At 46.1% G+C, this 22,043-nt stretch carries 15 protein-coding genes and 5 tRNA genes; 6 read left to right on the plus strand and 14 right to left on the minus strand.

What is annotated here, in order from left to right:
• Window positions 1-29 precede the first annotated feature (29 nt).
• Window positions 30-1,409, minus strand: coding sequence for a DNA polymerase III subunit epsilon (gene dnaQ / locus E2K74_RS01650; protein ID WP_151206000.1), 1,380 nt, complete (start codon window positions 1,407-1,409; stop codon window positions 30-32).
• A 203-nt stretch (window positions 1,410-1,612) separates the two neighbouring features.
• Here dnaQ and E2K74_RS01655 point away from each other — a divergent pair, with 203 nt between their 5' ends.
• From E2K74_RS01655 to E2K74_RS01675, 5 genes are all read left to right on the plus strand, one after another.
• Window positions 1,613-4,840: a lytic transglycosylase gene (locus tag E2K74_RS01655; RefSeq protein ID WP_151206001.1), complete on the plus strand. Its 3,228-nt coding sequence runs from the start codon at window positions 1,613-1,615 to the stop codon at window positions 4,838-4,840.
• Window positions 4,841-4,880: 40 nt separating this feature from the next.
• Window positions 4,881-6,689 (plus strand): extracellular solute-binding protein, encoded by a 1,809-nt coding sequence (locus E2K74_RS01660; protein ID WP_162850559.1) that lies wholly within the window; start codon window positions 4,881-4,883, stop codon window positions 6,687-6,689.
• 22 nt (window positions 6,690-6,711) lie between these two features.
• Window positions 6,712-7,755 (plus strand): ABC transporter permease subunit, encoded by a 1,044-nt coding sequence (locus E2K74_RS01665; RefSeq protein WP_151206002.1) that lies wholly within the window; start codon window positions 6,712-6,714, stop codon window positions 7,753-7,755.
• Window positions 7,755-8,765, plus strand: a complete 1,011-nt coding sequence (locus tag E2K74_RS01670) for an ABC transporter permease (protein ID WP_151206003.1) — start codon at window positions 7,755-7,757, stop codon at window positions 8,763-8,765. Before E2K74_RS01665 ends, E2K74_RS01670 begins: the two co-directional genes overlap by 1 nt.
• A gap of 172 nt (window positions 8,766-8,937) precedes the next feature.
• Window positions 8,938-10,182, plus strand: coding sequence for an NADH:flavin oxidoreductase/NADH oxidase family protein (locus E2K74_RS01675; protein WP_151206004.1), 1,245 nt, complete (start codon window positions 8,938-8,940; stop codon window positions 10,180-10,182).
• Between the two features lie 61 nt (window positions 10,183-10,243).
• Here E2K74_RS01675 and E2K74_RS01680 read toward each other — a convergent pair whose 3' ends face one another.
• From E2K74_RS01680 to pyrC, 12 genes are all read right to left on the minus strand, one after another.
• The gene (locus E2K74_RS01680; protein ID WP_151206005.1) at window positions 10,244-11,665 is read right to left on the minus strand and encodes an iron-containing redox enzyme family protein; all 1,422 of its coding nucleotides are present in this window, start codon (window positions 11,663-11,665) and stop codon (window positions 10,244-10,246) included.
• Between the two features lie 307 nt (window positions 11,666-11,972).
• Window positions 11,973-12,048 (minus strand) — tRNA-Glu (locus E2K74_RS01685).
• Window positions 12,049-12,095: 47 nt separating this feature from the next.
• A tRNA-Glu gene (locus E2K74_RS01690) sits at window positions 12,096-12,171 on the minus strand.
• A gap of 25 nt (window positions 12,172-12,196) precedes the next feature.
• Window positions 12,197-12,272 (minus strand) — tRNA-Glu (locus E2K74_RS01695).
• Window positions 12,273-12,403: 131 nt separating this feature from the next.
• Window positions 12,404-13,306 carry an alpha/beta fold hydrolase gene (locus E2K74_RS01700; protein ID WP_151206006.1) on the minus strand — a complete coding sequence of 301 codons (903 nt, stop codon included), beginning with the start codon at window positions 13,304-13,306 and terminating at the stop codon, window positions 12,404-12,406.
• A gap of 87 nt (window positions 13,307-13,393) precedes the next feature.
• A complete protein-coding gene (locus tag E2K74_RS01705; RefSeq protein ID WP_151206007.1) occupies window positions 13,394-14,806 on the minus strand; it encodes an amino acid permease in 1,413 nt (470 codons plus the stop codon).
• 111 nt (window positions 14,807-14,917) lie between these two features.
• Window positions 14,918-14,993: transfer RNA gene (locus tag E2K74_RS01710), tRNA-Glu, on the minus strand.
• Between the two features lie 277 nt (window positions 14,994-15,270).
• Complete coding sequence (locus E2K74_RS01715) at window positions 15,271-16,704, minus strand: amino acid permease (RefSeq protein WP_151206008.1); 1,434 nt, start codon at window positions 16,702-16,704, stop codon at window positions 15,271-15,273.
• A gap of 126 nt (window positions 16,705-16,830) precedes the next feature.
• On the minus strand, window positions 16,831-16,989 hold the full coding sequence (locus E2K74_RS14665) for a hypothetical protein (RefSeq protein WP_162850558.1): 159 nt from the start codon (window positions 16,987-16,989) through the stop codon (window positions 16,831-16,833).
• Window positions 16,990-17,115: 126 nt separating this feature from the next.
• Window positions 17,116-17,191 (minus strand) — tRNA-Glu (locus tag E2K74_RS01720).
• A gap of 20 nt (window positions 17,192-17,211) precedes the next feature.
• The gene (rnt, locus tag E2K74_RS01725; RefSeq protein ID WP_151204834.1) at window positions 17,212-17,871 is read right to left on the minus strand and encodes a ribonuclease T; all 660 of its coding nucleotides are present in this window, start codon (window positions 17,869-17,871) and stop codon (window positions 17,212-17,214) included.
• Window positions 17,856-18,890 carry a dihydroorotase gene (gene pyrC, locus E2K74_RS01730; protein WP_151206009.1) on the minus strand — a complete coding sequence of 345 codons (1,035 nt, stop codon included), beginning with the start codon at window positions 18,888-18,890 and terminating at the stop codon, window positions 17,856-17,858. Before pyrC ends, rnt begins: the two co-directional genes overlap by 16 nt.
• A 152-nt stretch (window positions 18,891-19,042) precedes the next feature.
• On the opposite strand from pyrC, the gene E2K74_RS01735 reads away from it, so the two are divergent.
• Window positions 19,043-20,314 (plus strand): GGDEF domain-containing protein, encoded by a 1,272-nt coding sequence (locus E2K74_RS01735; RefSeq protein WP_151206010.1) that lies wholly within the window; start codon window positions 19,043-19,045, stop codon window positions 20,312-20,314.
• Between the two features lie 355 nt (window positions 20,315-20,669).
• Here the strand turns inward: E2K74_RS01735 and argG are convergent, their stop codons facing one another.
• Window positions 20,670-22,010 carry an argininosuccinate synthase gene (argG, locus tag E2K74_RS01740; protein WP_151204831.1) on the minus strand — a complete coding sequence of 447 codons (1,341 nt, stop codon included), beginning with the start codon at window positions 22,008-22,010 and terminating at the stop codon, window positions 20,670-20,672.
• Window positions 22,011-22,043: the final 33 nt, after the last annotated feature.

Raw genomic sequence — 22,043 nt, forward strand, 5'->3', positions numbered from 1 at the left:
AAGCGAAATTACTGCTCGAAATCTAGATTTTATTTGGCAAAAAGGCAAGGAGTTCCATGCTTTTCCTGAAATTGTTTGACCCACTTCTCATGTTCTGCAAGCTCTTCATCTGATGGAAGAATCACCGGCAGCTCCATCTCGATCCGGGCGCTGCCAGAACGGTTCCCTTGTTCTTCTGTCTGAGAGAGGGCATCCATATCAAAAGAAACCTGTCCACCGGTCATTGCCAGATAGACATCGGACAGAATTTCCGCATCCAGCAAGGCGCCGTGGAAGGTACGGTCGCGTTGTGGAATTTCATAACGGCGTACCAGTGCATCAAGGGAGTTTTTCTGTCCAGGATGCTTGGATTTGGCCATAGCCAGAGTATCGGTAACTTCACATACTTCGGACAACGCAACATGCCCTGCACGCTTGAACTCCATATCTAGGAAGTTCATATCAAAGGTCGCGTTATGCGCAATAATCTCGGCTCCTTGCAAGTAGTCAAACAGGACCTGAGAAATTTCTTCAAATAATGGTTTGTCTTGCAGGAATTCATCAGTAATGCCGTGGACATTGACCGAATCGCCGACCGGTTTTTGAGGGTTGGTATAAATATGAATCGAGCTGCCAGTGAGTTTGCGGTTAATCATCTCGATTGCACCAATCTCAATAATCCGGTCACCATCCTGATAGTAAAAACCAGTAGTTTCCGTATCCAGAATTAATTGGCGTGGGCCATGCAATTCTGCTGTTGCAGGTGTAATGACAATATGTGGATGCATCTGAACCGGCTGGGCTTCATTCATGGCCTGAGAATGAGAGTTTGGTTCTGGGGCTGCCATATCTGTTTCAGTTTCTTCAACCTCAATCGGCTCTTCCAGTTCTTCTTCTTCATCATCAGTTATCAGGTCTAGACCAAAAGGATCGTCTAGCAGCCAGTCGGGTTCAGATTTTTTTTTATCTTCCGTAGTGGAAGCAGATGAAGCGGACAGTTTGGATTTTTTCAGGGTTTCATCAGCGCCCTGATTAGCCAGCTGGTCGGCCATTTCATTGCCCGCATGACCGGCATGGCCTTTGATCCAGTGCCATTCAACTTCACGTCCCTGGCAGCTTGCATCCAGTTCTTGCCAGAGGTCCGGGTTCTTGACATCTTTCCAGTTTTTCTTTTTCCAGCCGTGAATCCATTCGGTAATGCCTTGTTTGACATAATTGGAGTCGGTATAGATCACCAGTTTTGCATCTTTGGGGCAGAACTCAATTCCTTTAATAGCGGCAGTCAGTTCCATACGGTTATTGGTGGTATGGTCTTCGCCACCACAAATTTTATGTTCCTGCTGTCCGCTAACAATATACGCCCCCCAGCCACCTAAACCAGGATTGCCACGGCAAGCGCCATCAACATAGAGGGTAATTGTGTGTGACATATATAAATCCGATCAGAAAAGAACATGATGAACCGATATTGTATAACGCAAATGCAGCGGATTAAGCTACCCGTAGCGGTTTTTTTAATTTCTTGTAACATTTAACGTGAAATCAGGGTAAATTATTGCCTTGTGTCTCCGACATGCTTAACTACAATGGCATATCTTAAAAAATAAATTATACGGATTGTTTGGATTTCTTTATGTATAAACCAACCGCAACTTTGTGGCAGCCTGATTTCCCCATCTTGTTAAAACTTTCTGTACTTGGAACGGCGCTTGCTTCCTTGGGACTGACCGGCTGTTCATCTACACAAAGTGCGACCCAAACAGGTTCCAGTAAAAAAGTCAGTTCGCAATATCTGGATGCCAACGGTCTGGATGGACTTGAAGATCTGCTTTCTGCTACCGATATGCGGGCAGTGGAAGGAGATCGTTTGCAGGTTCTAAAACACGGTGATATCTGGAAGCGCATGACTGTGGGCTTCAAGATGGATTTAACTGTCTGGAACCCGCGTATTGATGCCCAGCGTGGCTGGTTTATTTCCCGTCAGCCTTATCTGGACCGCTTGAGTGCCCGTGCTTCGCGTTATTTATATCATACGGTGAAAGAGGCAGAGCGTCGTGGTATGCCGACTGAACTGGCGTTATTACCGATTATTGAAAGTTCTTATGATCCGGCAGCGACCAGTAGTGCGGCAGCAGCAGGCTTGTGGCAGTTTATTCCAAGTACCGGCCGTATTTATGGTTTAAAACAGACCCCGATGTATGATGGCCGTCGTGACGTTGTAGAATCCACCCGTGCAGCTTATGAGTTTTTGGGGAGCCTGTATAACCAGTTTGGTTCCTGGGAGCTGGCACTGGCATCTTATAATGCGGGTCCAGGACGTATTCAACAGGCGATTAACCGTAACAAGGCAGCCGGTTTGCCGACTGACTATTGGTCTTTAAAACTGCCGCAGGAAACGATGAACTATGTGCCGCGCTTTCTGGCAGTGGCACAGATTGTAAAAAATCCTAATCAGTATGGCGTGAGTTTACCGCCCATTGCCAACCGTCCTCACTTCCGTGAAGTGAATGTGGGTGCATCCAGTCTGAATGAGATTGCAGCGATTACCGGTTTAAGCCGTGCAGAACTTTATCAGTTAAACCCGGGACATCGGGGGGAACGGATTGATCCACAAAGCCCGCGCCGTATTCTGATCCCGGCTGACCTAAGTCCATCGATTGATGAGAAACTGAAAAAACTCTCCGGCTCTGGCGGTTTATTGGCGAGTGCTCCAAGCTCTGCTGCTAAAACTTCGACCACCACGGTGCTTACAACCCGCACACCTTCTGCTGCAACCACCAGCAAGTCCGGTACAGTATCGACTGCTGGAGTGGTGAGTAAAACGGCAAGCTCTACAGCAGCTCAAGTCGCCATGAAATCTGGCAATTCGCTGGCACTTAATACTAAAAAAGTATCCACACCAAAAGGATCGACCGCCTTGGCGGACTTCGCGGCACAAAGTGACTTGCCGATTCCGAGTGCACCACGTATTCCGGTGGCGGTAAGACCTGACACTCCGGTTAAGCCAGTTCAGGTGGAGCCACCAATTTCTGCGGCAGAACGTGAGAAAATTCAAAGTATGCTGGCTGCAGAGAGTGCGGCACAAACGGTAGAAGAGGTTTTACAGCCTGTGGCGACAACCGCTGAGCGTGATGAAGTGGTTGAGGAGCTAAAAGCCTTGGCACCTGCGGGCACAGAAATTGTTGATCCTTATGATGGCAAAATTAAGCTCACTGCCATTCAGACCAGTCTGTCTGTGGCAGAGCAGCAGGGCAAGGAGCTGACCAAAGGTTTTTCCTATCCTAAACAGGTGGCGGAAAATACCCAAGCCAGTTCAGTTGAAGCCCAGCTGAATCAGGGCAAGAACTATGTCAAGACTGACTCGGAAGTGGTCGTGGTGCCACCGAAAGGCAAACGCAGTACTTATACCGTTGTTGCGGGTGATACTTTGGCGCTGATTGCAGCCAAAAATGGGGTGAGCTGGCGCGATGTTGCCAAGTGGAACCAGATTGACCCGAGTGCAACGCTATATGTAGGAACCACGATTTATCTCTATGATGCCAAGCCGGTACAAGCAGCGGCGAAGGCCAAAGAAAAACCGGACAGCTATGTGGTTCAGGCGAATGACTCCTTAACCAGTGTCGCCAGCCAGTTCGGTTTAAGCCTACAGCAATTGGCCGATTTTAATGATCTGGCACCAAGTAGTGGTTTGTTTGTCGGCCAGAAGCTGACTTTAAAACAAACTGCCACAAAAGCCAAAGCTGAAGACAACAAAAAAGCAGAAACAGTCAAAATTCAGACCAAGTCTTATACGGTAAAACGTGGTGAATATTTGAAACTGATCGCGGATCGTTATGCCTTGTCGAATGGTGAACTGGCAGCATTGACCCCGGGGTTAACCGCAGGCAGCAGTTTATTGGTTGGACAAAAGATCAATGTGCCATTAAATGAAGTGGCAGAGTTGACTACATCGGGCAAGAAAGTCGAGCAGAAGTTTGAAAATGTCAAAGTAGAGCAGACACCGACAGAAAACTATCAGGTCAAGCGCGGTGAAACCCTGTATAGCATTGCCAGCCAAAGCAAGCTCAGTGTATCGGAACTGGCGGCCTTGAACAGTCTGTCTGCCAATAGCGGCTTGCGTATTGGTCAGACCATTAAAATTCCAGCCGCTAGTCGAGTGCCGGAAACTTATACGGTGCAAGCAGGGGACACCTTGACCGGTATCACGGCGAAATACAACCTGTCGATGGACCAGATTGCGGACTTGAATAATATTTCCCGTACAGCCAATCTGCGTGTCGGTCAGCGCTTAAAACTGAGCGGCGAAGCTGAACCTGTGCAGGAAACGCAGGTTGAGAGCAGTACGAAAAATATCAAGTCTGATACGCATGTGGTGAAATCGGGTGAAACCCTCACTTCGATTGCGCGCCAGTATCATTTGCAGCAGAAGTATCTGGCAGATTTAAATGGTCTGAAGAGCAATAGCAACCTGCGTATCGGCCAGCGTTTAAAAATTGAAGGTCAGTTTCCGGCCGATAAAAAAGTCGAAGAAGCAAAGGTGACAAATAAATCTTCAGCGTCGAGGGCAACGGAATCTTATACCGTGAAATCCGGCGAGTCTCTGAATGCAATTGCCAAGCGTTTGGGTATAAGCGTAAGTGATCTGGCAGGCCTGAACAATCTCGGTCCGCGTGCAGGGCTGCGTGTCGGTCAGACCATTCAGATTCCAAAACTGGTGACTGAATATAAGATCCAGCGTGGCGATACCTTGATTGGTCTGGCTGCGCGTCATGGTCTGGCAACAGATGTACTGGCAGAAATGAATGAAATCAAACCGAATACGCAATTGCGGATTGGCGAGGTAATTAAGGTTCCAAACTGATTTTTGTCTCGTGAGATTGTTTAATCCCAGTCATATCTGGATGGTAGTGACTGCCCCTTGGCTCATCAGTAGCAGTGGGGCAGCAGTCATCACCACCCCGTATATTGCCCTGCATGGCAGTCCTCAATATGCTCACGCTGAATCTATGCCTTATGCCAACCCTCAAGCGCCCAAAGGTGGGGTGCTGATCCGGGCAGCGGATGGCAGTTTTGATAATCTGAACAGCATGAATGGTAAGGGGAATGTCACTGAAGGGATTAACTATATTTTTGACAGTTTACTGTCGAAGTCGCTGGATGATCCTGGCGTATATTATCCTTTGCTGGCGGAGAAAGTCAGTTTCGATCCAGAGCAGACCGCCTATATTATTTTTCATTTAAATCCGAAGGCCAGATTCAGTAATGGTCAGCCCGTGACGGCAAAGGATGTTAAATACAGCTTTGAGCTGTATCAGACCCAATCTAATTTCGGCTTGCAGATGTATCTGGCGGATATTCAACGCGTTGAAGTGCTATCTCCCTTAAAAGTCAAAATCAGTTTTAAGTCGCGCCACAATCCGGAAATGGCCATAGGCGTGTCACAAATGCCGATTTATGCGCAGAAGGAATGGCAGCAGCGTAATTTTAAGGAGATCAGCCTGAAACCGATTCTGGGTTCAGGGCCTTATGTGATTGAACGGATTGAAGCTGGACGATGTATTTCCTATAAGCGCAATCCGCATTATTGGGGCCGGGATTTGCCGGTCAATCGTGGGCGTTATAATTTTGACCGGATTCAATATCGATATTACCGCAGTCCGGAAATTAAATTTGAAGCTTTTAAATCAGGCCAGTTCACCCTCCATGAGGAAACTCAGGTCAGCCGCTGGGTGAAAGATTACCGCTTTCCTGCGGTACGGCAAGGCCGGGTCAAGACCTATCGCCTACATCACCATAATCCGATTCCCACACAAAGCCTGGTGTTGAATACTCGGCGTCAGCCTTTTGCTGATATTTACTTCCGTCAGGCGTTGAGTCTGGCCTATGATTTTGAATGGCTGAACAAAGCCATGTTTCATGGAGAGTATCAGCGTTTAAATAGTTTTTTTAGCAATAGTGAACTCGCATCTGGTGGAAAACCCAGTGCTCAGGAGCTGAAGATTTTACAGCCTGAACTGTCTAAATTGCATCCGGTACAGCGTCAAGCAGTATTGCAAAACTGGCAGTATCCACCCTCGGATGCCTCCGGATTTAACCGCAAAAACCTGCTTCAGGCTCGCAAAATTCTGTTAAAAGCCGGTTATTATTATCAGCAGGGACAGTTGCTAAATGCCCAGGGTAAAACTGTAAAAATCGAGCTTTTATTACATCAGGCCGAGCAGCAGCGTTATCTGATGCCTTATCTCAGGCATTTAAAACGTTTGGGGATTCAGGCTCGAATCCGGATGGTGGAAACTGCACAGTATTATGAGCAGCTAAGAAATTATCAGTTCGATATGATTGTGGATACCATGCCGCAATCGCTGACGCCGGGACAGGAACAAAAGCAGTTGTGGGGTAGCGAGGCTGCAGGCCAGCCCGGCAACTATAATTATGCCGGGATTCGCAATCCGGGGATTGACCGGGTGATTGATCAGATCATTCAGGCGCAAAGCCGCGAGCAGCTGATAGACCGTACCCGGGCCTTGGATCGTTTGCTGCGGGCGGGTTATTATCACATTCCGACATATGGTAGCCGTGAATACTGGTACGCTTACTGGAATATGTATCAACAACCCAAGATCAAGCCGAAGCTTTCTGCCGGCATTGATTACTGGTGGGTTGATGCTGGCAAGGCCAAACAAATAGCCCCCTATTTAAAATATCGCTAAGTTTCTAGTCCCGAGGAGTACCATGAGTACTTATATACTCAAACGTCTGCTACTCATGATTCCAACATTATTTGTCATTTTACTGATCAATTTTGTGGTAATTCAGCTTGCACCGGGTGGTCCTGTAGAACAGGCGATTTATCAGGCGCAGCACGTTAACCCTCTGGGGGCGAATGGCTTGAGATATCAGGGGCAGCAAGGTCTGACGCCTGAAATGCTCGAGCAGATTAAAATTCAATATGGATTTGACCAGCCGCTCTATCTGCGTTTCTGGGAACTGCTGAAAAGCTATGCCCAGTTTGATTTGGGACACAGTTTTTTTAAAGGGCAGGCTGTAACAGACCTCATCTGGGAAAAGCTTCCTGTCTCATTGTCTTTAGGCCTGTGGAGTACGGTGCTGATCTATCTGGTCTCGATTCCTCTGGGCATCCAGAAAGCTAAAAAGCATGGCAGCCTGTTTGACCAGACCACCTCTTTGCTGTTGGCGGTCGGCTATGCCATTCCAGCCTTTATTTTTGCGATTTTGCTGATTGTATTGTTTGCAGGTGGCTCTTATCTGCAATGGTTTCCTTTGCAAGGCCTAAGCTCGGAAAATTTTGCTGAATTATCTTTCTGGGGGAAAATCGGGGATTATTTTTGGCATATGGCGCTGCCATTGCTGGCTATTGTACTGGGCGGTTTTTCCCGACTGACCTATCTGGTGAAATTTTCCTTTGTCGAGGAGCTGGGCAAACATTATGTACTGGCAGCGCAAGCCAAAGGCCTACAGGAACGAGCAGTGCTGTATCGGCATGTATTGCGGAATGCTGTGCTGGTCCTGGTTGCCGGTTTACCTGAGGCACTGCTCGGCATTCTATTTGTCGGTAACCTGTTTGTCGAAATCATCTTCAATCTGGATGGTTTGGGGCTGCTGGGATTTGAAGCGATTATGCAGCGGGATTATCCGGTAATTTTCGGAACGCTCTTTATTTTTAGTTTGCTGGGTCTGCTTCTGCGTTTACTCAGTGATGTGCTGTACCGGGTGATTGATCCACGGATTCATTTTGAATCGCGAGGATTGAAATAATGTCACCCATGCTGCGTGCCAGCCTGCAACGCTTTAAAAATAACCGGACCGGTTTTGCCTGTTTCATTGCATTTTTAATAATCCTGCTGCTGTCGTTGGGCGCGGAACTGATTGCCAATGATAAACCCCTGCTGGTCAAATATCAGGATGCTTATTATCTGCCCGTACTGAAAGCCTATCCTGAAACCACCTTTGGTGGCGTTTTTGAAACTGAGGCCGAATATCAGGACCCGGCTGTGCAGCAGCTGATCCATGCCAATGGTTGGGCGCTTTGGCCGGTTATCCGGTTTTCCTATGACACACCCAATCTGGCGCTGGATGTGCCGCTTCCTGCACCCCCCAGTCGGCAGAACTGGTTAGGCACAGATGATCAGGGGCGAGATGTGTTGGCCCGGATTCTGTATGGCTTGCGTATTTCCCTGCTATTTGGTTTTGCATTGACCTTGCTGTCTGCAGCCCTCGGTATTCTGGTCGGCGCAATCCAGGGCTATTATGCCGGCTGGGTAGACCTGATTGGGCAACGGATTCTCGAAGTCTGGGGCAGTCTGCCAATGCTGTTTATGGTGATGATTCTGGTCAGTCTGTTCAGTCCGAATATTTACTGGCTGTTTTTGATCATGCTGTTCTTTGGCTGGACCACGCTGGTGTCGATGGTGCGGGCTGAATTTTTGCGAGCGAGAAATCTGGAGTATGTCTGGGCTGCCAGAAGTATGGGCGCAGGCCATGGCCGGATCATGTTCCGGCATATCTTGCCCAATGTCATCGGTTCGAGCCTGTCGCAGCTTCCTTTTATGCTGACCGCCAATATTAGCGCCCTGACTGCTTTGGATTTTTTGGGGTATGGCTTGCCACCTGAGACAGCTTCTCTGGGTGAACTGTTACTACAAGGAAAAAATAATTTAAATGCGCCGTGGCTGGCCTGGTCTGGCTTTCTGACTCTGGCAATTGTGCTGTCCCTGCTCATTTATACGGGAGAAGCCATACGGGATGCTTTTGATCCTAAAACTTAAACTTTTCACTTCATTCCAGCTAAAAAAGATGCATCGTCGTAAACATAGAGCAAATAAATTCGTGATCAGTCATCTTAAATAAAATTTGTGTCAATTTGACAAGTTGAATTGTCAAATTTTCTGACTTGGGTTATAACACATACAAAATAAGATAAATACCTTAGGAACATACATGACAAAATTGGCTGATTCTATTCAGATTCGTAATACCCAGTTTAAAAATCGCATTATTAAAGGCGCGATGAGTGAAGCGCTGGCCAATGATGCAGGTCAGCCGAATCAGGCCCATTTAAAACTTTATGAAGCTTGGGCCAAAGGCGGTTTGGGCTGCGCGATTACCGGCAACGTCATGGTGGATTTTCGTGCCAAAAATGAACCTGGCGTGGTCGTGGTGGAAACCGAACGTGATCTGGCACAGCTCCAGGCGTGGGCTGAAGTGGGTAAACGTCATGGTATGGTGCAGCTGGTTCAGTTGTCTCATCCGGGACGTCAGTGTCCTAAAGGATTAAATAAAGAAACGGTTGCACCTTCGGCTGTACCTTTTAGCCCGGCGCTGGCAGTGAGTTTTGGGACACCGCGTGAACTAGGTGAAGATGAGATTCTGGATATTATTCAGCGCTTTGCGACTTCAGCAGCCATCTGTGAAAAGGCCGGGTTTGAAGGCGTGCAATTACATGGTGCCCATGGTTATCTGATCAGCCAGTTTTTATCACCGCTAACGAATAAGCGTCAGGACCAGTGGGGTGGCAGTATTGAAAACCGCAGCCGTTTTCTGCTTGAGACTTATCAGGCGGTGCGTGCAGCAACCTCAGAAAACTTCATCATCTCGGTCAAGCTGAACTCCGCGGATTTCCAGCGTGGTGGTATTACTGAAGAAGATGTGATCTATGTCTTTAAAGCCATGGATGCCGCAGGTATTGATATGATCGAGGTATCTGGCGGGACTTATGAAGCACCGGCCATGGCGGGAGTGAAAGCGGAAAAACGTAAAGCTTCAACCGTGGCACGAGAGGCCTATTTCCTCGACTTTGCCGAGAAGATTCGTCAGGAAGTAAATTGCCATCTGATGGTGACGGGTGGCTTCCGTACTGCAGCGGGTATGAATGCCGCCTTGGAAAGTGGTGCATGTGAATTTGTGGGTATTGCCCGCCCATTTGCGGTTGAGCCTGATCTGGGTGATCGTCTGGTTGCCGGGGAGGATGTGCGTTATGCCGTGGAGAAAATTAAAACCGGTATTCCAATGGTTGATAAAATGGCCATTATGGAAATTATCTGGTATGCCGCACAGTTTAAGGAAATTGCCAAAGGCAATCAGCCGAATCCAAAACTATCACCTCTAAAAGTTTTTCTGAATTATTTAAAAGGTAATGTAAAAGCTGTGATTAAAGGTCAGATCAATTCACGTAAATCAGCTTGATATCTATAAATTGAAGCAAAAAAACAGGGCATTTAAAATGCCCTGTTTTTTAGTGACTTATTTAGGAGTAGGTCATGGCCTGAGTCTGGAAGGGGAAGAGTAGCTGGGAAAGCTGACGTGTAGCCCATAAACCGACTTCCTGATGGTGCATATGTGGCGCCACATAAGGAATCAATAAATCAATCTTCTGCTCGGCAGCGGCACAGCGATTCAAACGGTTTTTCAGCTGATGAATCTGTTGCTGATCGATACGGTTTAATACTGATTCCGTCTGATGATTTAGCTGAGATTTGCTACCTGTAGACAGGCGGGCAGCCAATGTCGCTCCCTGAATCCAGTCTTTAATAATCTGCTTTTCAGTGGCATTAAATACGCCAAACATTTTGCCGTCCGGATCATCAATGATTTTCCAGAAACGGCTCTGTTCTACTGCTGCATCTTTTACAATCCAGCCTTTTTCAACCATGACTTTCAGGAAGTCAGCAATCTGCGCCGGGTCAGAGAGCCATTCATTGATAGTTTTGCCGCTAAACTGACACTTCTGGTTATGGATATATTGTCCGATCAGAGCCTTATTTTGGAATACTTTCAAGGCCAGCTGCTCAGGATTTAGTTGCGTGATGATCTCGGTAGAACTTTTACCAATATCATTCAGTACATAACCTTTTTTGATCAGGTCCAGATACTGTGCAGGATCTTCCGCGAGAGCATAGTGATCTAAATAGGCTTGTAACGATTTATGGGCATGACCATTGTGCGCATTATCAATGGTGATATGCACATTGAAATAATGCGGGTCGATAGCCAGTTCAGCCAGCTCGTAATTGGTGATTAAGAGATGTAAGGGCAACTGTTCATAGCCCAGATTAAATCCAATCACTAAGGGCAGATATTCTGGAGGGGCATAGGCCAGCGCCAGTTGTACTGCTGCCTGTTCATAATAGCTGACATCCAGCTGCTCGGCATAACTGTTTAACTCATAATGGTTGAGCAGCTCCTGATACATGGTGACATGATTGGCGCGAGTATGCCCCATGCCGAGTTCTTCCAGATAGATATAAATCAGGTCTTTATTTTCCGGACGATTCCAGTTTTGTACACTCGAATACAACCACGCACCATCTACCAGTTTCACCGGAGCCACTTTGGCTAAAAACTCAAAGGCATGAGCCACAGTAGGAAAATATTCCCGTCCTTGCTGCTGTTTGCGCCGTTCTAGATATGACTGGAAAAGCGCACAAGTTTGATGGTGCTGTTCCAGAAAATGCTGTTCTACATAAGCTGGCTGATCCAGCCATTCCATTCCCACCACATCAACTTGCTGGATTAAATCGCTTAAATAGTGCTCCGCCTGTTCGGTCTTGACCGCCGTTGAAATCTGTTGATCCTGAAAGAAGTTGACCCAATCTTTAAAATTTTTAAATTGATGGTTATGGTTTTTAATAGATGATTCAGACGAACTTGACTTGGTACTGACGAACATAATCTGATCCTTGCAGATATAGTATGCTTTCTACCTTAACGGCATGCTGATATGCTCGGTGTTGATTTTTTGTTCATATTTATAGTGTGATTGCTGTAAATGAAAATGAATCGATAACGAGATGAAGATAAATGTAAAAGAATGAAATTTTTGAATGAATTGTTTATCAAAAAGAAAACTGCAATCCCATGAAATTGATCAAAAGATAAAAAAATGGAATTGAATGTCTAGGTAATAAAAAAAGCCCAAGTCATCATGCTTGGGCTTTTTTGTGAGAACACTTCTTTTAAAAGAATGATCTCGAATATGGCGTCCCTACGGGGATTCGAACCCCGGTTACCGCCGTGAAAGGGCGATGTCCTAGGCCTCTAGACGATAGGGACAAATGAGAAGTAATATTTTAATCTACCATACCTTTTGATTTAAAGTATGGCGTCCCTACGGGGATTCGAACCCCGGTTGCCGCCGTGAAAGGGCGATGTCCTAGGCCTCTAGACGATAGGGACTTAATAAAATAATACTTCTGAAAATTGGCGTCCCTACGGGGATTCGAACCCCGGTTGCCGCCGTGAAAGGGCGATGTCCTAGGCCTCTAGACGATAGGGACGTTTCAGAGGTGGGCGTATAGTAGGGTGAAAATTAGGAGGTGTCAAACGCTTTTCCAGAATTTTTCCTGTTTTTTCTGCTGAGCGCATAATTTTAAAACAATATGGGGGAAATGCTTGAAAAATACAGAATTTAAGACGATTTTTTAAGCATGTGCAGGATGGCTGCTACCACGTCTGGATGCTGGATATAACCATCAATATCATGCGGATGTTCGGGGGAGGTGCGTATTTCATGATTAATAATGGCAGGTTCAAATAAAAAAGGGGCTTCTGTCAGGGGAAACGTTGTCAAAAAATCATCATGTGAATAAAAGTTGATCCAGTCACCACAAATGGCAGCAGGCCGGACCACGGGCTGAGGCAGATGAGTCTGTATTACCCTAAAAGCCAACGGCGATCCGAGCGTAATAAAGCGCTGGACATTCAGTTCTGGGTGATGAACCAGATAATTATAGGCAATGACACTGCCCAGCGAATGGGCAATTACAATACAGGGCTGCTGACCATAAAGTTGCTGGGCAATACGCTGGTGAACTTGCTGCATAAAATCAGGATTGGCCAGATAAAGATAGATTTCGATCAGAAATTTCTTGATCAGGGTGCCATGTAAGCCGGGAAAATAATTTAGCAATACAACAAAATCACGTAAGGCTATATTTTTACTTAAAGTAGTAATGAATTTTAATTTCTGGTTAAAACCCAGAGCATCTTCTACATTTAACTCTGGAATTTCACAAGTCTCAACTTTATGCGCAGGGAGGGAATGCTCTGGCGGAATATTGACGGGATGATGAAAGGGGAAGTGTGGCCAGTCCTGAGGCATAAGAGTGCTGGCATTGAGAACATTGTGCAGATGATGCTTTAACAGTAAGTCGCCATAAAAAGCGATGCGGATATGGCGTTTTAAATGAGAAAAGCAGGCCAGCTGATGGTTTTCCCGAAGACCTTTTTTAAAAATATGTAGCCAATGTTGACGTAATGAGGCAGAGGTAAACTGCTGTTTGTTTATTCCATGAATATAAATAATTTTCATCGGTGCCTCATTCGGGTGGCTCCATATCTATTTACAGTATAGATAAAAAAAGAGCAGCGAAAGCTGCTCTTTTGTTGGCTTTAAGCCCTACACTTTTTTGTGATAGAAGGCATAGTAGCTGGCATAACACACTGCAATAAACAGCAGGCAGCCAAAGAAACTGATGCGCATGCTCGGATCAAAGACCATACTGATACAGGTGATCAGGCAGAACAGGAAGCCTAAAATCGGTACAATCGGGAACAGGGGGGCTGCAAAGCCTAGTTCTTTGACACTATGACCATCCTTATACCATTGGCGGCGGAAGTTGAACTGGCTCAAGCAGATACTCATCCAGACCACGACCATGGTAAATGCTGCGATACCCAGCAAGTTGGTAAAAATAGTTTCCGGTGCAAACTGCTCTGACAATAGGCCCGGCATTGCGCCAATCATTGTCACAATGACTGCGATATAAGGAATTCCTTTGGCATTCACGCGTGAAAATACAGCGGGCAACTGTTTACTATAGGACAGTGACCACATCATGCGCGACGCGGCAAACAGGCCGGAGTTGGCTGCCGACAATAGGGCGGTGATAATAACAAAGCGAATAATATCTTCTGCATAGGGAATACCGATATGCTGGAATACGGTTACAAACGGACTGTTACTCACGCCTTCAACGGCCAGTCCTGCTTCTTGATGGGGCAGAAGTGAGGTCACCACCACAATCGTACCCACAAAGAAAATCAGCAGGCGGAAAATTGCGGTATTGATGGCTTTTGGCACGTTCTTGGCCGGGTCTTTGGTTTCACCTGCTGCGACCCCAATGAGTTCGGTGCCCGAGAAAGCAAAGTTCACAATCAGCATGGTGGTGAAAATCGGAAACAGTCCCTCAGGGAACCAGCCTTGGGCGGTCAGGTTACTGAACAGCGGTGCTGTTTCTTGGCCTTGATAATCCAGAACCCCGAAAATGGCCAATAAACCGAGCAGGATAAAGGCAATGACGGTGACGACTTTTACCAGCGCCAGCCAGAATTCGGATTCGGCAAACCAGCGGGTCGAAATCATATTCAGCGTGAAGACCAGCGCGCCAAAGACCAGCGTCCACATCCACATGGAACTGTCCGGCAGCCATTCCTGCATCAGCAAGGCGGCGGCGGTAAATTCAGTTCCCAGGGTCACCGACCAGGTCAGCCAGTAGAGCCAGGTAATGGTATAGCCTGTTCCTGGTCCAATATAGCGTTTGGCGTAGGCACCAAAAGAACCTGATTCAGGCATATGAACTGCAAGCTCACCCAGACAGAGCATCACCATATAAGCGATGATCCCGCCGAGGAAATAAGCAAGAATGGCACCTATTGGCCCCGTTTGTGCAATGACTTCACCCGAACCTAAAAACAGGCCTGTTCCAATTGCGCCGCCAAGCGAAATCATGACCAGATGTCGAGTACTCATAGCGCGTTTTAAAGGCGCAGAATTGCCCTGATGCGTAGCATCATTCGGAGATGAATGCATAGGAGTCAAAAAAACCAGAGAAGTAAAGCGGGTTATTGTAGTGAAAAACTACAAATCTGCAATGTATTAATATGGATTGTGTCTAAGGCTTGATCAGATGTGATCAATAGATGGCGTCCCTACGGGGATTCGAACCCCGGTTACCGCCGTGAAAGGGCGATGTCCTAGGCCTCTAGACGATAGGGACGTTGCGAGGTGATGCGTATATTAAGGACTCAGCTTAAATTTGTCAAAAGGCTTTTTATGAAAACTTATTTAATAGTTTAAACATTAAGCAAAACAGAAGACGATTTTATTGGAATAGGAGAGTTCAGGTGATTTTTAACTCTAAATAGAGGGTCTGTTGATATTTCATAAATGGATTGCGTGGTCGCAAACATCAATGAAGGGTCAACAGATCCTCACATAAACCCAATAAAAATTGGGTTTATTGCAGCAATGCGAAGAATTTTTTAGTGTAGAACCTAAGGTTTTGGATGGTATAGCCAGTAATAGCTGGCATAGCAGGCAGCCATAAATAACAGACAGCCGATAAAGCCCGACAGCATTTCAGGATCTGCTGCCATACTCAGGCCGGTCGCAGTACAGGCAATAAAGCCGAGAATCGGTACCAGCGGGAACCACGGGGTACGGAATTTAAGCTCGGATACACTGCGGCCCTGTTTAAGCCACTGACGACGGAAATTAAACTGGCTCCAGCAGATACTCATCCATACAATTACCATGGTAAAGGCCGCTACACCGAGCAGGTTTTTAAAGATAACATCGGCTTCGAACTGTTCAGACAATAAGCCAGGTAAGCCGCCAATCATGGTCACCCAAACCGCAATATAAGGCACGCCGGACTTGCTGACCTTGGCAAATACCCGCGGCAGCTGATTTTGTGAAGACAGCGCCCACATCATGCGCGAAGCGGCATAAAGGCCAGAGTTGGCTGTAGATAACAGTGCGGTAATGATCACAAAGCGGATAAAGTCCTCAGCATATGGAATCCCCATCTGGGTAAATACCGAGACGAAAGGACTGCTACTCAAGCCCCCATCTCCGCCCACCTGTAAACCAGCGTCAGTGTAGGTCAGTAAAGAACTGATGACGATAATGGTGCCGACAAAGAAAATGATCAGGCGCCAGACCGCTGCATGAATGGCCTTTGGCACATTTTTCTCAGGATTTTCTGTTTCACCGGCGGCAATCCCGATCATTTCTGTGCCGTTAAAGGCGAAGTTCACGATGAGCAGGGTGGTAAATAGTGGAATCAAGCCATTGGGCAGCCAGCCATGTTCGGTCAGATTGCCGAAGAGGGGGGCAGATTCATAGCCTTGAAAAGGAATAAAACCAAAGATACAGCCAAAACCCAGAATAATGAAGATCAGGACGGTGGCCACTTTCACCAGCGACAGCCAGAATTCAGACTCTGCAAAAGTACGGGTTGAGCTGAGGTTGGAGATCAGCACGCCAGCAGCAAAGATCAGCGTCCATAACCAGATAGACGTCTGAGGGAACCATTCCTGCATAAGAATGGCAGCAGCGGTAAATTCAGTCCCGAGAGTTGCAGACCAGCCGAGCCAGTACATCCAGGACACCATATAGCCTGTACCCGGACCAATATAATTTGTAGCAAAAGCACCGAATGAACCGGATACTGGCAAATGTACAGCCAGCTCACCCAGGCACAGCATGACCATATAGGCAATCAGGCCCCCGACAATATAAGCCAGCACTGCCCCTAAAGGACCTGCCTGAGAGATGACTTCACCTGAGCCCATGAACAGGCCGGTGCCAATGGCCCCCCCAAGGGAAAGCATAATCAGATGACGGGTGCCCATGGCACGTTTTAAAGAAGGGGTATGTCCCTCATCAACAGGGGACTGCTGTGAAGGAGGAGAAGCAGGTTGCATAAATGAATTGGGAAATGTACTTGAAAAAGACTATTCTAGTTTTAATTGAATGAAATTTCACATAAATTGGAATTTTTTATAAATTAATTGCTTTTATTTAAGAAATAGGTGAAAAGACCACTCATTTTAGTGGTCTGGAGTTGAATAACGTGGTCGCTCTGTCGGTTTAGCGGAAGAAGGAGTCGGCTCTGACTGGGTTGTTGCAGTATCATCACCGGAGACCATGTACAGGTACAAAGCCGAAGGAGCCAGAATCATCAGAACCAGTAAGATCTTTTTTAACATGACGACAATATAAAATAGGGAACTGGATGAATTATAGCTGAAGCAGACTCAAAAAGGCAGTTAAGCAGGTACGAGTACAGCTGGGCTTCTCAGATAAAGTGCAACCATGATTTTGAAAACAGAAGATGGCGTCCCTACGGGGATTCGAACCCCGGTTACCGCCGTGAAAGGGCGATGTCCTAGGCCTCTAGACGATAGGGACGTTTAGAAGATGGCGGTATCTTATTGATCCGCCACCCAAGTGTCAAGCAGGTGAGGTGCGAGTTTGTTTAAAATATAGCAAAACAGTTCAGCCGTCTTTTGCGTATCGTATAATGCAGAATGGGCTTCTTTGCCATCAAACTCAATTCCAGCCTGAATACAGGATTTTGCCAGGACGGTCTGACCGAACATCACTGCGCTTAAGGTCACAGTATCAAAGACAGAAAAACTGTGAAACGGGTTCTGGTTTTTGGTTCCGGTACGGGCAATCGCGGCCTGTACAAAGCCTAAGTCGAAATGCGCATTGTGTCCGACCAAAACTGCATGGGTGCAGTTTTGCTGACGACGTACCTCATTGACTGATTTGAAAATACGCTTTAATGCAGTTTTTTCATCTTCAGCCATGGCGATCCGCATGGGATTGGAGGGATCAATTCCAATAAACTCCAGAGAGCGGCGATCTAGGTTGGCGCCTTCAAAAGGATTGATATGGGCATGAAAAGCTTCACCTGGCATAAACTGGCCATCTTCATTATATACAATCGGAATGGCTGCGATTTCTAACAGGGCATCAGTCTGTGCATTAAAACCTGCTGTTTCAACATCGACAACAACAGGTAAAAATCCACGGAAACGCTGACCAATGACTGGAAGAGTTTCAATTGTCACATTTTTCTCCATTGGATGGTCTTCCCGGCATAAAGCGGAATAATCTGTTCACCATCCAAGTAGTCTAGACTTTCAGGAATCACCTGGTCTTCTTTGACCAGTGTAATCGTATTGGTATTGCGTGGCAGACCGTAGAAATCTGCTCCAAAGTGGCTGGCAAAGCCTTCCAGACGTTCAATCTTTCCGACCTGATCAAAGGCTTGGGCATACAGCTCGATTGCCGTCGGTGCGCTATAGCAACCCGCACAGCCACAAGCATTTTCTTTGGCATTCTTGGAATGCGGCGCGCTGTCCGTGCCCAGAAAGAATTTAGGGTTACCACTAGTGGCCACTTCCAGTAGAGTCTGCTGATGCGTTTGACGTTTTAAAATTGGCAAACAGTAGAAGTGCGGTTTCACCCCTCCGACCAGCATATCATTGCGGTTAAACAACAGATGCTGTGGAGTAATGGTGGCCGCTACATTGCGATCCTGTTCCAGTACAAAGTTCGCCGCTTCACTGGTGGTGATATGCTCAAGGACCAGTTTCAGTTTCGGAAACTGTCTTAGCAAAGGTGCCAGAACTTCGTCCAGAAAACGTTTTTCACGGTCAAAAATATCCACATGATGCTGGGTGACTTCACCATGTAGAAGTAAGGGCACCTGGTGCTCTTCCAGTTGTTCAATGACGGCATAGACTTTGCTGATGTCACTCACGCCGCTATCCGAGTTGGTGGTTGCACCAGCAGGGTAGAGCTTGATGGCATTGACATAGGCAGAGTTTTTAATCTTTTGGACTTCGCTTGGCAAAGTATTGTCAGTGAAATACAGCACCATACGGGGATCAAAATCACAGCCTTCCGGTACGTGCGCCATAATGCGTTCACGGTAGCTGAGGGCTTCTTCCACCGTTTTAACCGGCGGAACAAGATTCGGCATACAGATCGCACGGGAAAACTGTTTGGCTAAATCAGGAACGGTGCGTTGTAGTGCTAAACCATCACGCAGATGAGCATGCCAGTCGTCTGGCTGGAGAATCGTAATCGTATCCAAGGTGAATTCAATCGGAGAAATAAAACAAATGATAATCCATCTATAGCAAAAATGGTAACGAGAAAGGGATATAAAATAAATGAGCGCTATAAATTAATTTATAAAAGTATGTTATTTTGTAATTAATAAAAAAATTACATAAATACTTGGCAATGGACTACAAGTACAATCTTGCAAAATTGCAGAACGACAAAGAAAAAATAGAACAGCTTATTGCAAGCCAAAGTCAGCGTATCGGCTCAATATTTCCGAAAAGTCTGGAGCAGGAGTTTTGCAGCAAACATTTGGAACGTGCACGCAAGCATGTGGAAAAATACGTCTGGGGAGGCGTGTTGAGCTATTTCATTTTTTTGCTGATCATGATTCCCACCGATTACTGGATTGCTGATCCCCAGTATTTTTTGCATGATTTCATACTCTGCCTGTTAGGCTTGCTAAATGGTGCAATCTCTCTGGTACTCTTCTATCTGGCCGCGTCGCTCCCCAAACTGAAACGCTTTTTTTCGCAAGCCTCAATGATATTGGTGTTCTGGTTGCTGGTGTCTATTTCTTATATCAACATGTCTATGCAGGCCGAGAGCTTACAACATCAGTCAATGGCGATCATGACGATCATTTATATTCTGGGCTATATCTTGACCGGGATTAAACCTGTGCAGATGCTGATCACCGGCTTAATGGCAGCGCTCACTACGATCCTGCTGCTACTCAGCATGGCAGTGGTGTTTAATCCGCTGGTATTTGGCCGGATTTTGGTGGGAAGTTGTTTGCTGGGTTATGTAATTAGTCATATGATTTTTGCACGGGAAAGAATGATCTTTTTATACAGTAGGCGTGCCAAAATCAGTGAAAAAATCCAGCGTATTCACACCACCGAGCTGTTGCATCTAAGTCAGCAGGACGAGCTGACTAAAATTTCTAATCGTCGAACTCTGGATGAAACCCTGGATGTTTTTTTCAGGCAGGCACAGTGTAATGAAAGTGCCTTAGCCATCCTGTTTATCGACGTGGATTTTTTTAAAAATTATAATGATTATTATGGGCACCAAAAAGGTGATGATGTCATTTCCAATATTGCCTTAACGATTAAAAATGCGATTCGGCATATGGACTTTGTCGCGCGTTATGGCGGTGAAGAGTTTGTGGTGCTGCTGCCGGAAACTGATGCACACGGGGCCTATGCAGTGGCTTCCAACATTTTTAAAGCGATTGATCGACTGCGAATTCCTCATGAAAAATCTCATATCTCTGATCAGATTACGATCAGCTTAGGCATCACGGTCTATCGTAGTGAAGAAAATCTTGATAAGGACAGTTTATTGCAGATTGCCGATCAGGCACTGTATCGGGCCAAGCAATTGGGACGTAACCAGATTTATTATCAGTCGATTCGTTCAGTAAATGCAGGTATGGTGAACTCTTAAAATAAATGCTACTCAATTTTTTTAAGATAAGTCATTAATTTTAAATTAAAATGCTTGCCTTAATGTATGAAAGTGAAAAGGGCAGATGTTTAAGGCAGGAATGCGAGAGACAAATGAAAAGCTTTTCTTGCTGACTGTATATATTTAATCCTCTCTGCGCTTTCAAAAGCAGAGAAGGCAGGCTTGCAGCAAAATATTAGAATTAAATTTGTCCAATAGCTGAGAGTTGCTTTAAAAATTATTTATTGTCTTTCTAGGCCGCTGATAAAGCATAAAAAATGCCAGTCAATGTTTAACTGACTGGCATTGCTCATCAAAAGCAGTTTTACAACTTAAAGGAGCTCATCCCAAGGACTTAGTTTTTGTCTTTGAGTTGAGGAACAGCAGAACCTGTACCTACAGATAACAGACCAGAATCTGTATAGATGCCTAATTTTGCACGAGTGTCAGTGATGTCTAGGTTACGCATGGTCAATTGACCGATACGATCCATAGGAGAGAACATTGAATCAGCTTTCTCCATGGTCAAACGCTCAGCTTCATAAGTCAGGTTTGGAGATTCAGTGTTCATAATGGTGTAGTCATTACCACGGCGTAGCTCAAGCGTTACAGTACCTGTGACGGCTTTTGCGACCCAACGCTGTGCAGTTTCACGCAGCATTAAGGCTTGAGAATCGAACCAGCGACCTTGGTAAAGTAGACGGCCTAAACGTAAACCGTTGATACGATATTGTTCAATCGTATCTTCGTTATGGATACCTGTTACCAGACGTTCATAAGCGATGTGAAGCAGCGCCATACCTGGAGCTTCGTAGATACCACGAGATTTCGCTTCGATGATACGGTTTTCGATCTGGTCTGACATACCTAGACCATGACGGCCACCGATACGGTTCGCTTCAAGAATGAACTCCACCGGATCTTCGATACGTTGACCATTGATTGCAACCGGGAAGCCTTCTTCAAAAGTAATCGATACTTCTTCAGGCGTAACCTCAACATCTTCTTTCCAGAAAGCTACCCCCATGATTGGCTCAACGATTTTAATACCAGCATCCAGGTATTCAAGATCTTTGGCTTCGTGAGTTGCACCCAACATATTTGAGTCAGTTGAGTAAGCTTTTTCTTTTGACATTTTGTAGTCAAAGCCATTGTCGATCAGGAACTGTGACATTTCTGCACGGCCACCTAGTTCGTCAATAAACGTCTGGTCTAACCAAGGCTTGTAGATCTTGAGTGCCGGGTTGGTCAACAGACCATAGCGGTAGAAACGTTCGATGTCGTTTCCTTTATAGGTCGAACCATCACCCCAGATGTTGACATCATCTTCTTTCATAGCAGTTACAAGCATCGTACCTGTTACTGCACGGCCAAGTGGCGTGGTATTAAAATAAGGAACGCCACCTGTAGAAATATGGAATGCACCACATTGAATGGCTGCAATACCTTCTAATGCAAGTTGTAGACGACAGTCGATCAGACGTGCTTTTACAGCGCCATAAGCTTCAGCTTTTTGGGGAATTGCATCGTAATCGTCTTCATCAGGCTGACCCAGGTTTGCTGTGTAAGCATAAGGCTCAGCGCCTTTTTGTTTCATCCACAAAAGAGCTGCAGAAGTATCTAGACCACCAGAAAAGGCAATACCAACTTTTTTACCTACTGGGACATTCTGCAAGATAGTTGCATTATCAGACATTGTTCATCCTAATGATATGAAATAGGCGCGCCA

It is taken from the genome of Acinetobacter sp. RF15B, assembly GCF_007558235.1.
Taxonomy (GTDB): domain Bacteria; phylum Pseudomonadota; class Gammaproteobacteria; order Pseudomonadales; family Moraxellaceae; genus Acinetobacter; species Acinetobacter lwoffii_C.

Bases quoted from the DNA above. Each gene is read 5' to 3' on its own strand.
- E2K74_RS01670 (WP_151206003.1), top strand. From the start codon at position 7,755: ATGTCACCCATGCTGCGTGCCAGCCTGCAACGCTTTAAAAATAACCGG.
- E2K74_RS01715 (WP_151206008.1), bottom strand. From the start codon at position 16,704: ATGCAACCTGCTTCTCCTCCTTCACAGCAGTCCCCTGTTGATGAGGGA.
- E2K74_RS01665 (WP_151206002.1), top strand. From the start codon at position 6,712: ATGAGTACTTATATACTCAAACGTCTGCTACTCATGATTCCAACATTA.
- E2K74_RS01700 (WP_151206006.1), bottom strand. From the start codon at position 13,306: ATGAAAATTATTTATATTCATGGAATAAACAAACAGCAGTTTACCTCT.
- E2K74_RS14665 (WP_162850558.1), bottom strand. From the start codon at position 16,989: ATGTTAAAAAAGATCTTACTGGTTCTGATGATTCTGGCTCCTTCGGCT.
- E2K74_RS01680 (WP_151206005.1), bottom strand. From the start codon at position 11,665: ATGTTCGTCAGTACCAAGTCAAGTTCGTCTGAATCATCTATTAAAAAC.
- argG (WP_151204831.1), bottom strand. From the start codon at position 22,010: ATGTCTGATAATGCAACTATCTTGCAGAATGTCCCAGTAGGTAAAAAA.
- E2K74_RS01705 (WP_151206007.1), bottom strand. From the start codon at position 14,806: ATGCATTCATCTCCGAATGATGCTACGCATCAGGGCAATTCTGCGCCT.
- E2K74_RS01735 (WP_151206010.1), top strand. From the start codon at position 19,043: ATGGACTACAAGTACAATCTTGCAAAATTGCAGAACGACAAAGAAAAA.
- E2K74_RS01655 (WP_151206001.1), top strand. From the start codon at position 1,613: ATGTATAAACCAACCGCAACTTTGTGGCAGCCTGATTTCCCCATCTTG.
- E2K74_RS01660 (WP_162850559.1), top strand. From the start codon at position 4,881: ATGGTAGTGACTGCCCCTTGGCTCATCAGTAGCAGTGGGGCAGCAGTC.
- dnaQ (WP_151206000.1), bottom strand. From the start codon at position 1,409: ATGTCACACACAATTACCCTCTATGTTGATGGCGCTTGCCGTGGCAAT.
- rnt (WP_151204834.1), bottom strand. From the start codon at position 17,871: ATGGAGAAAAATGTGACAATTGAAACTCTTCCAGTCATTGGTCAGCGT.
- E2K74_RS01675 (WP_151206004.1), top strand. From the start codon at position 8,938: ATGACAAAATTGGCTGATTCTATTCAGATTCGTAATACCCAGTTTAAA.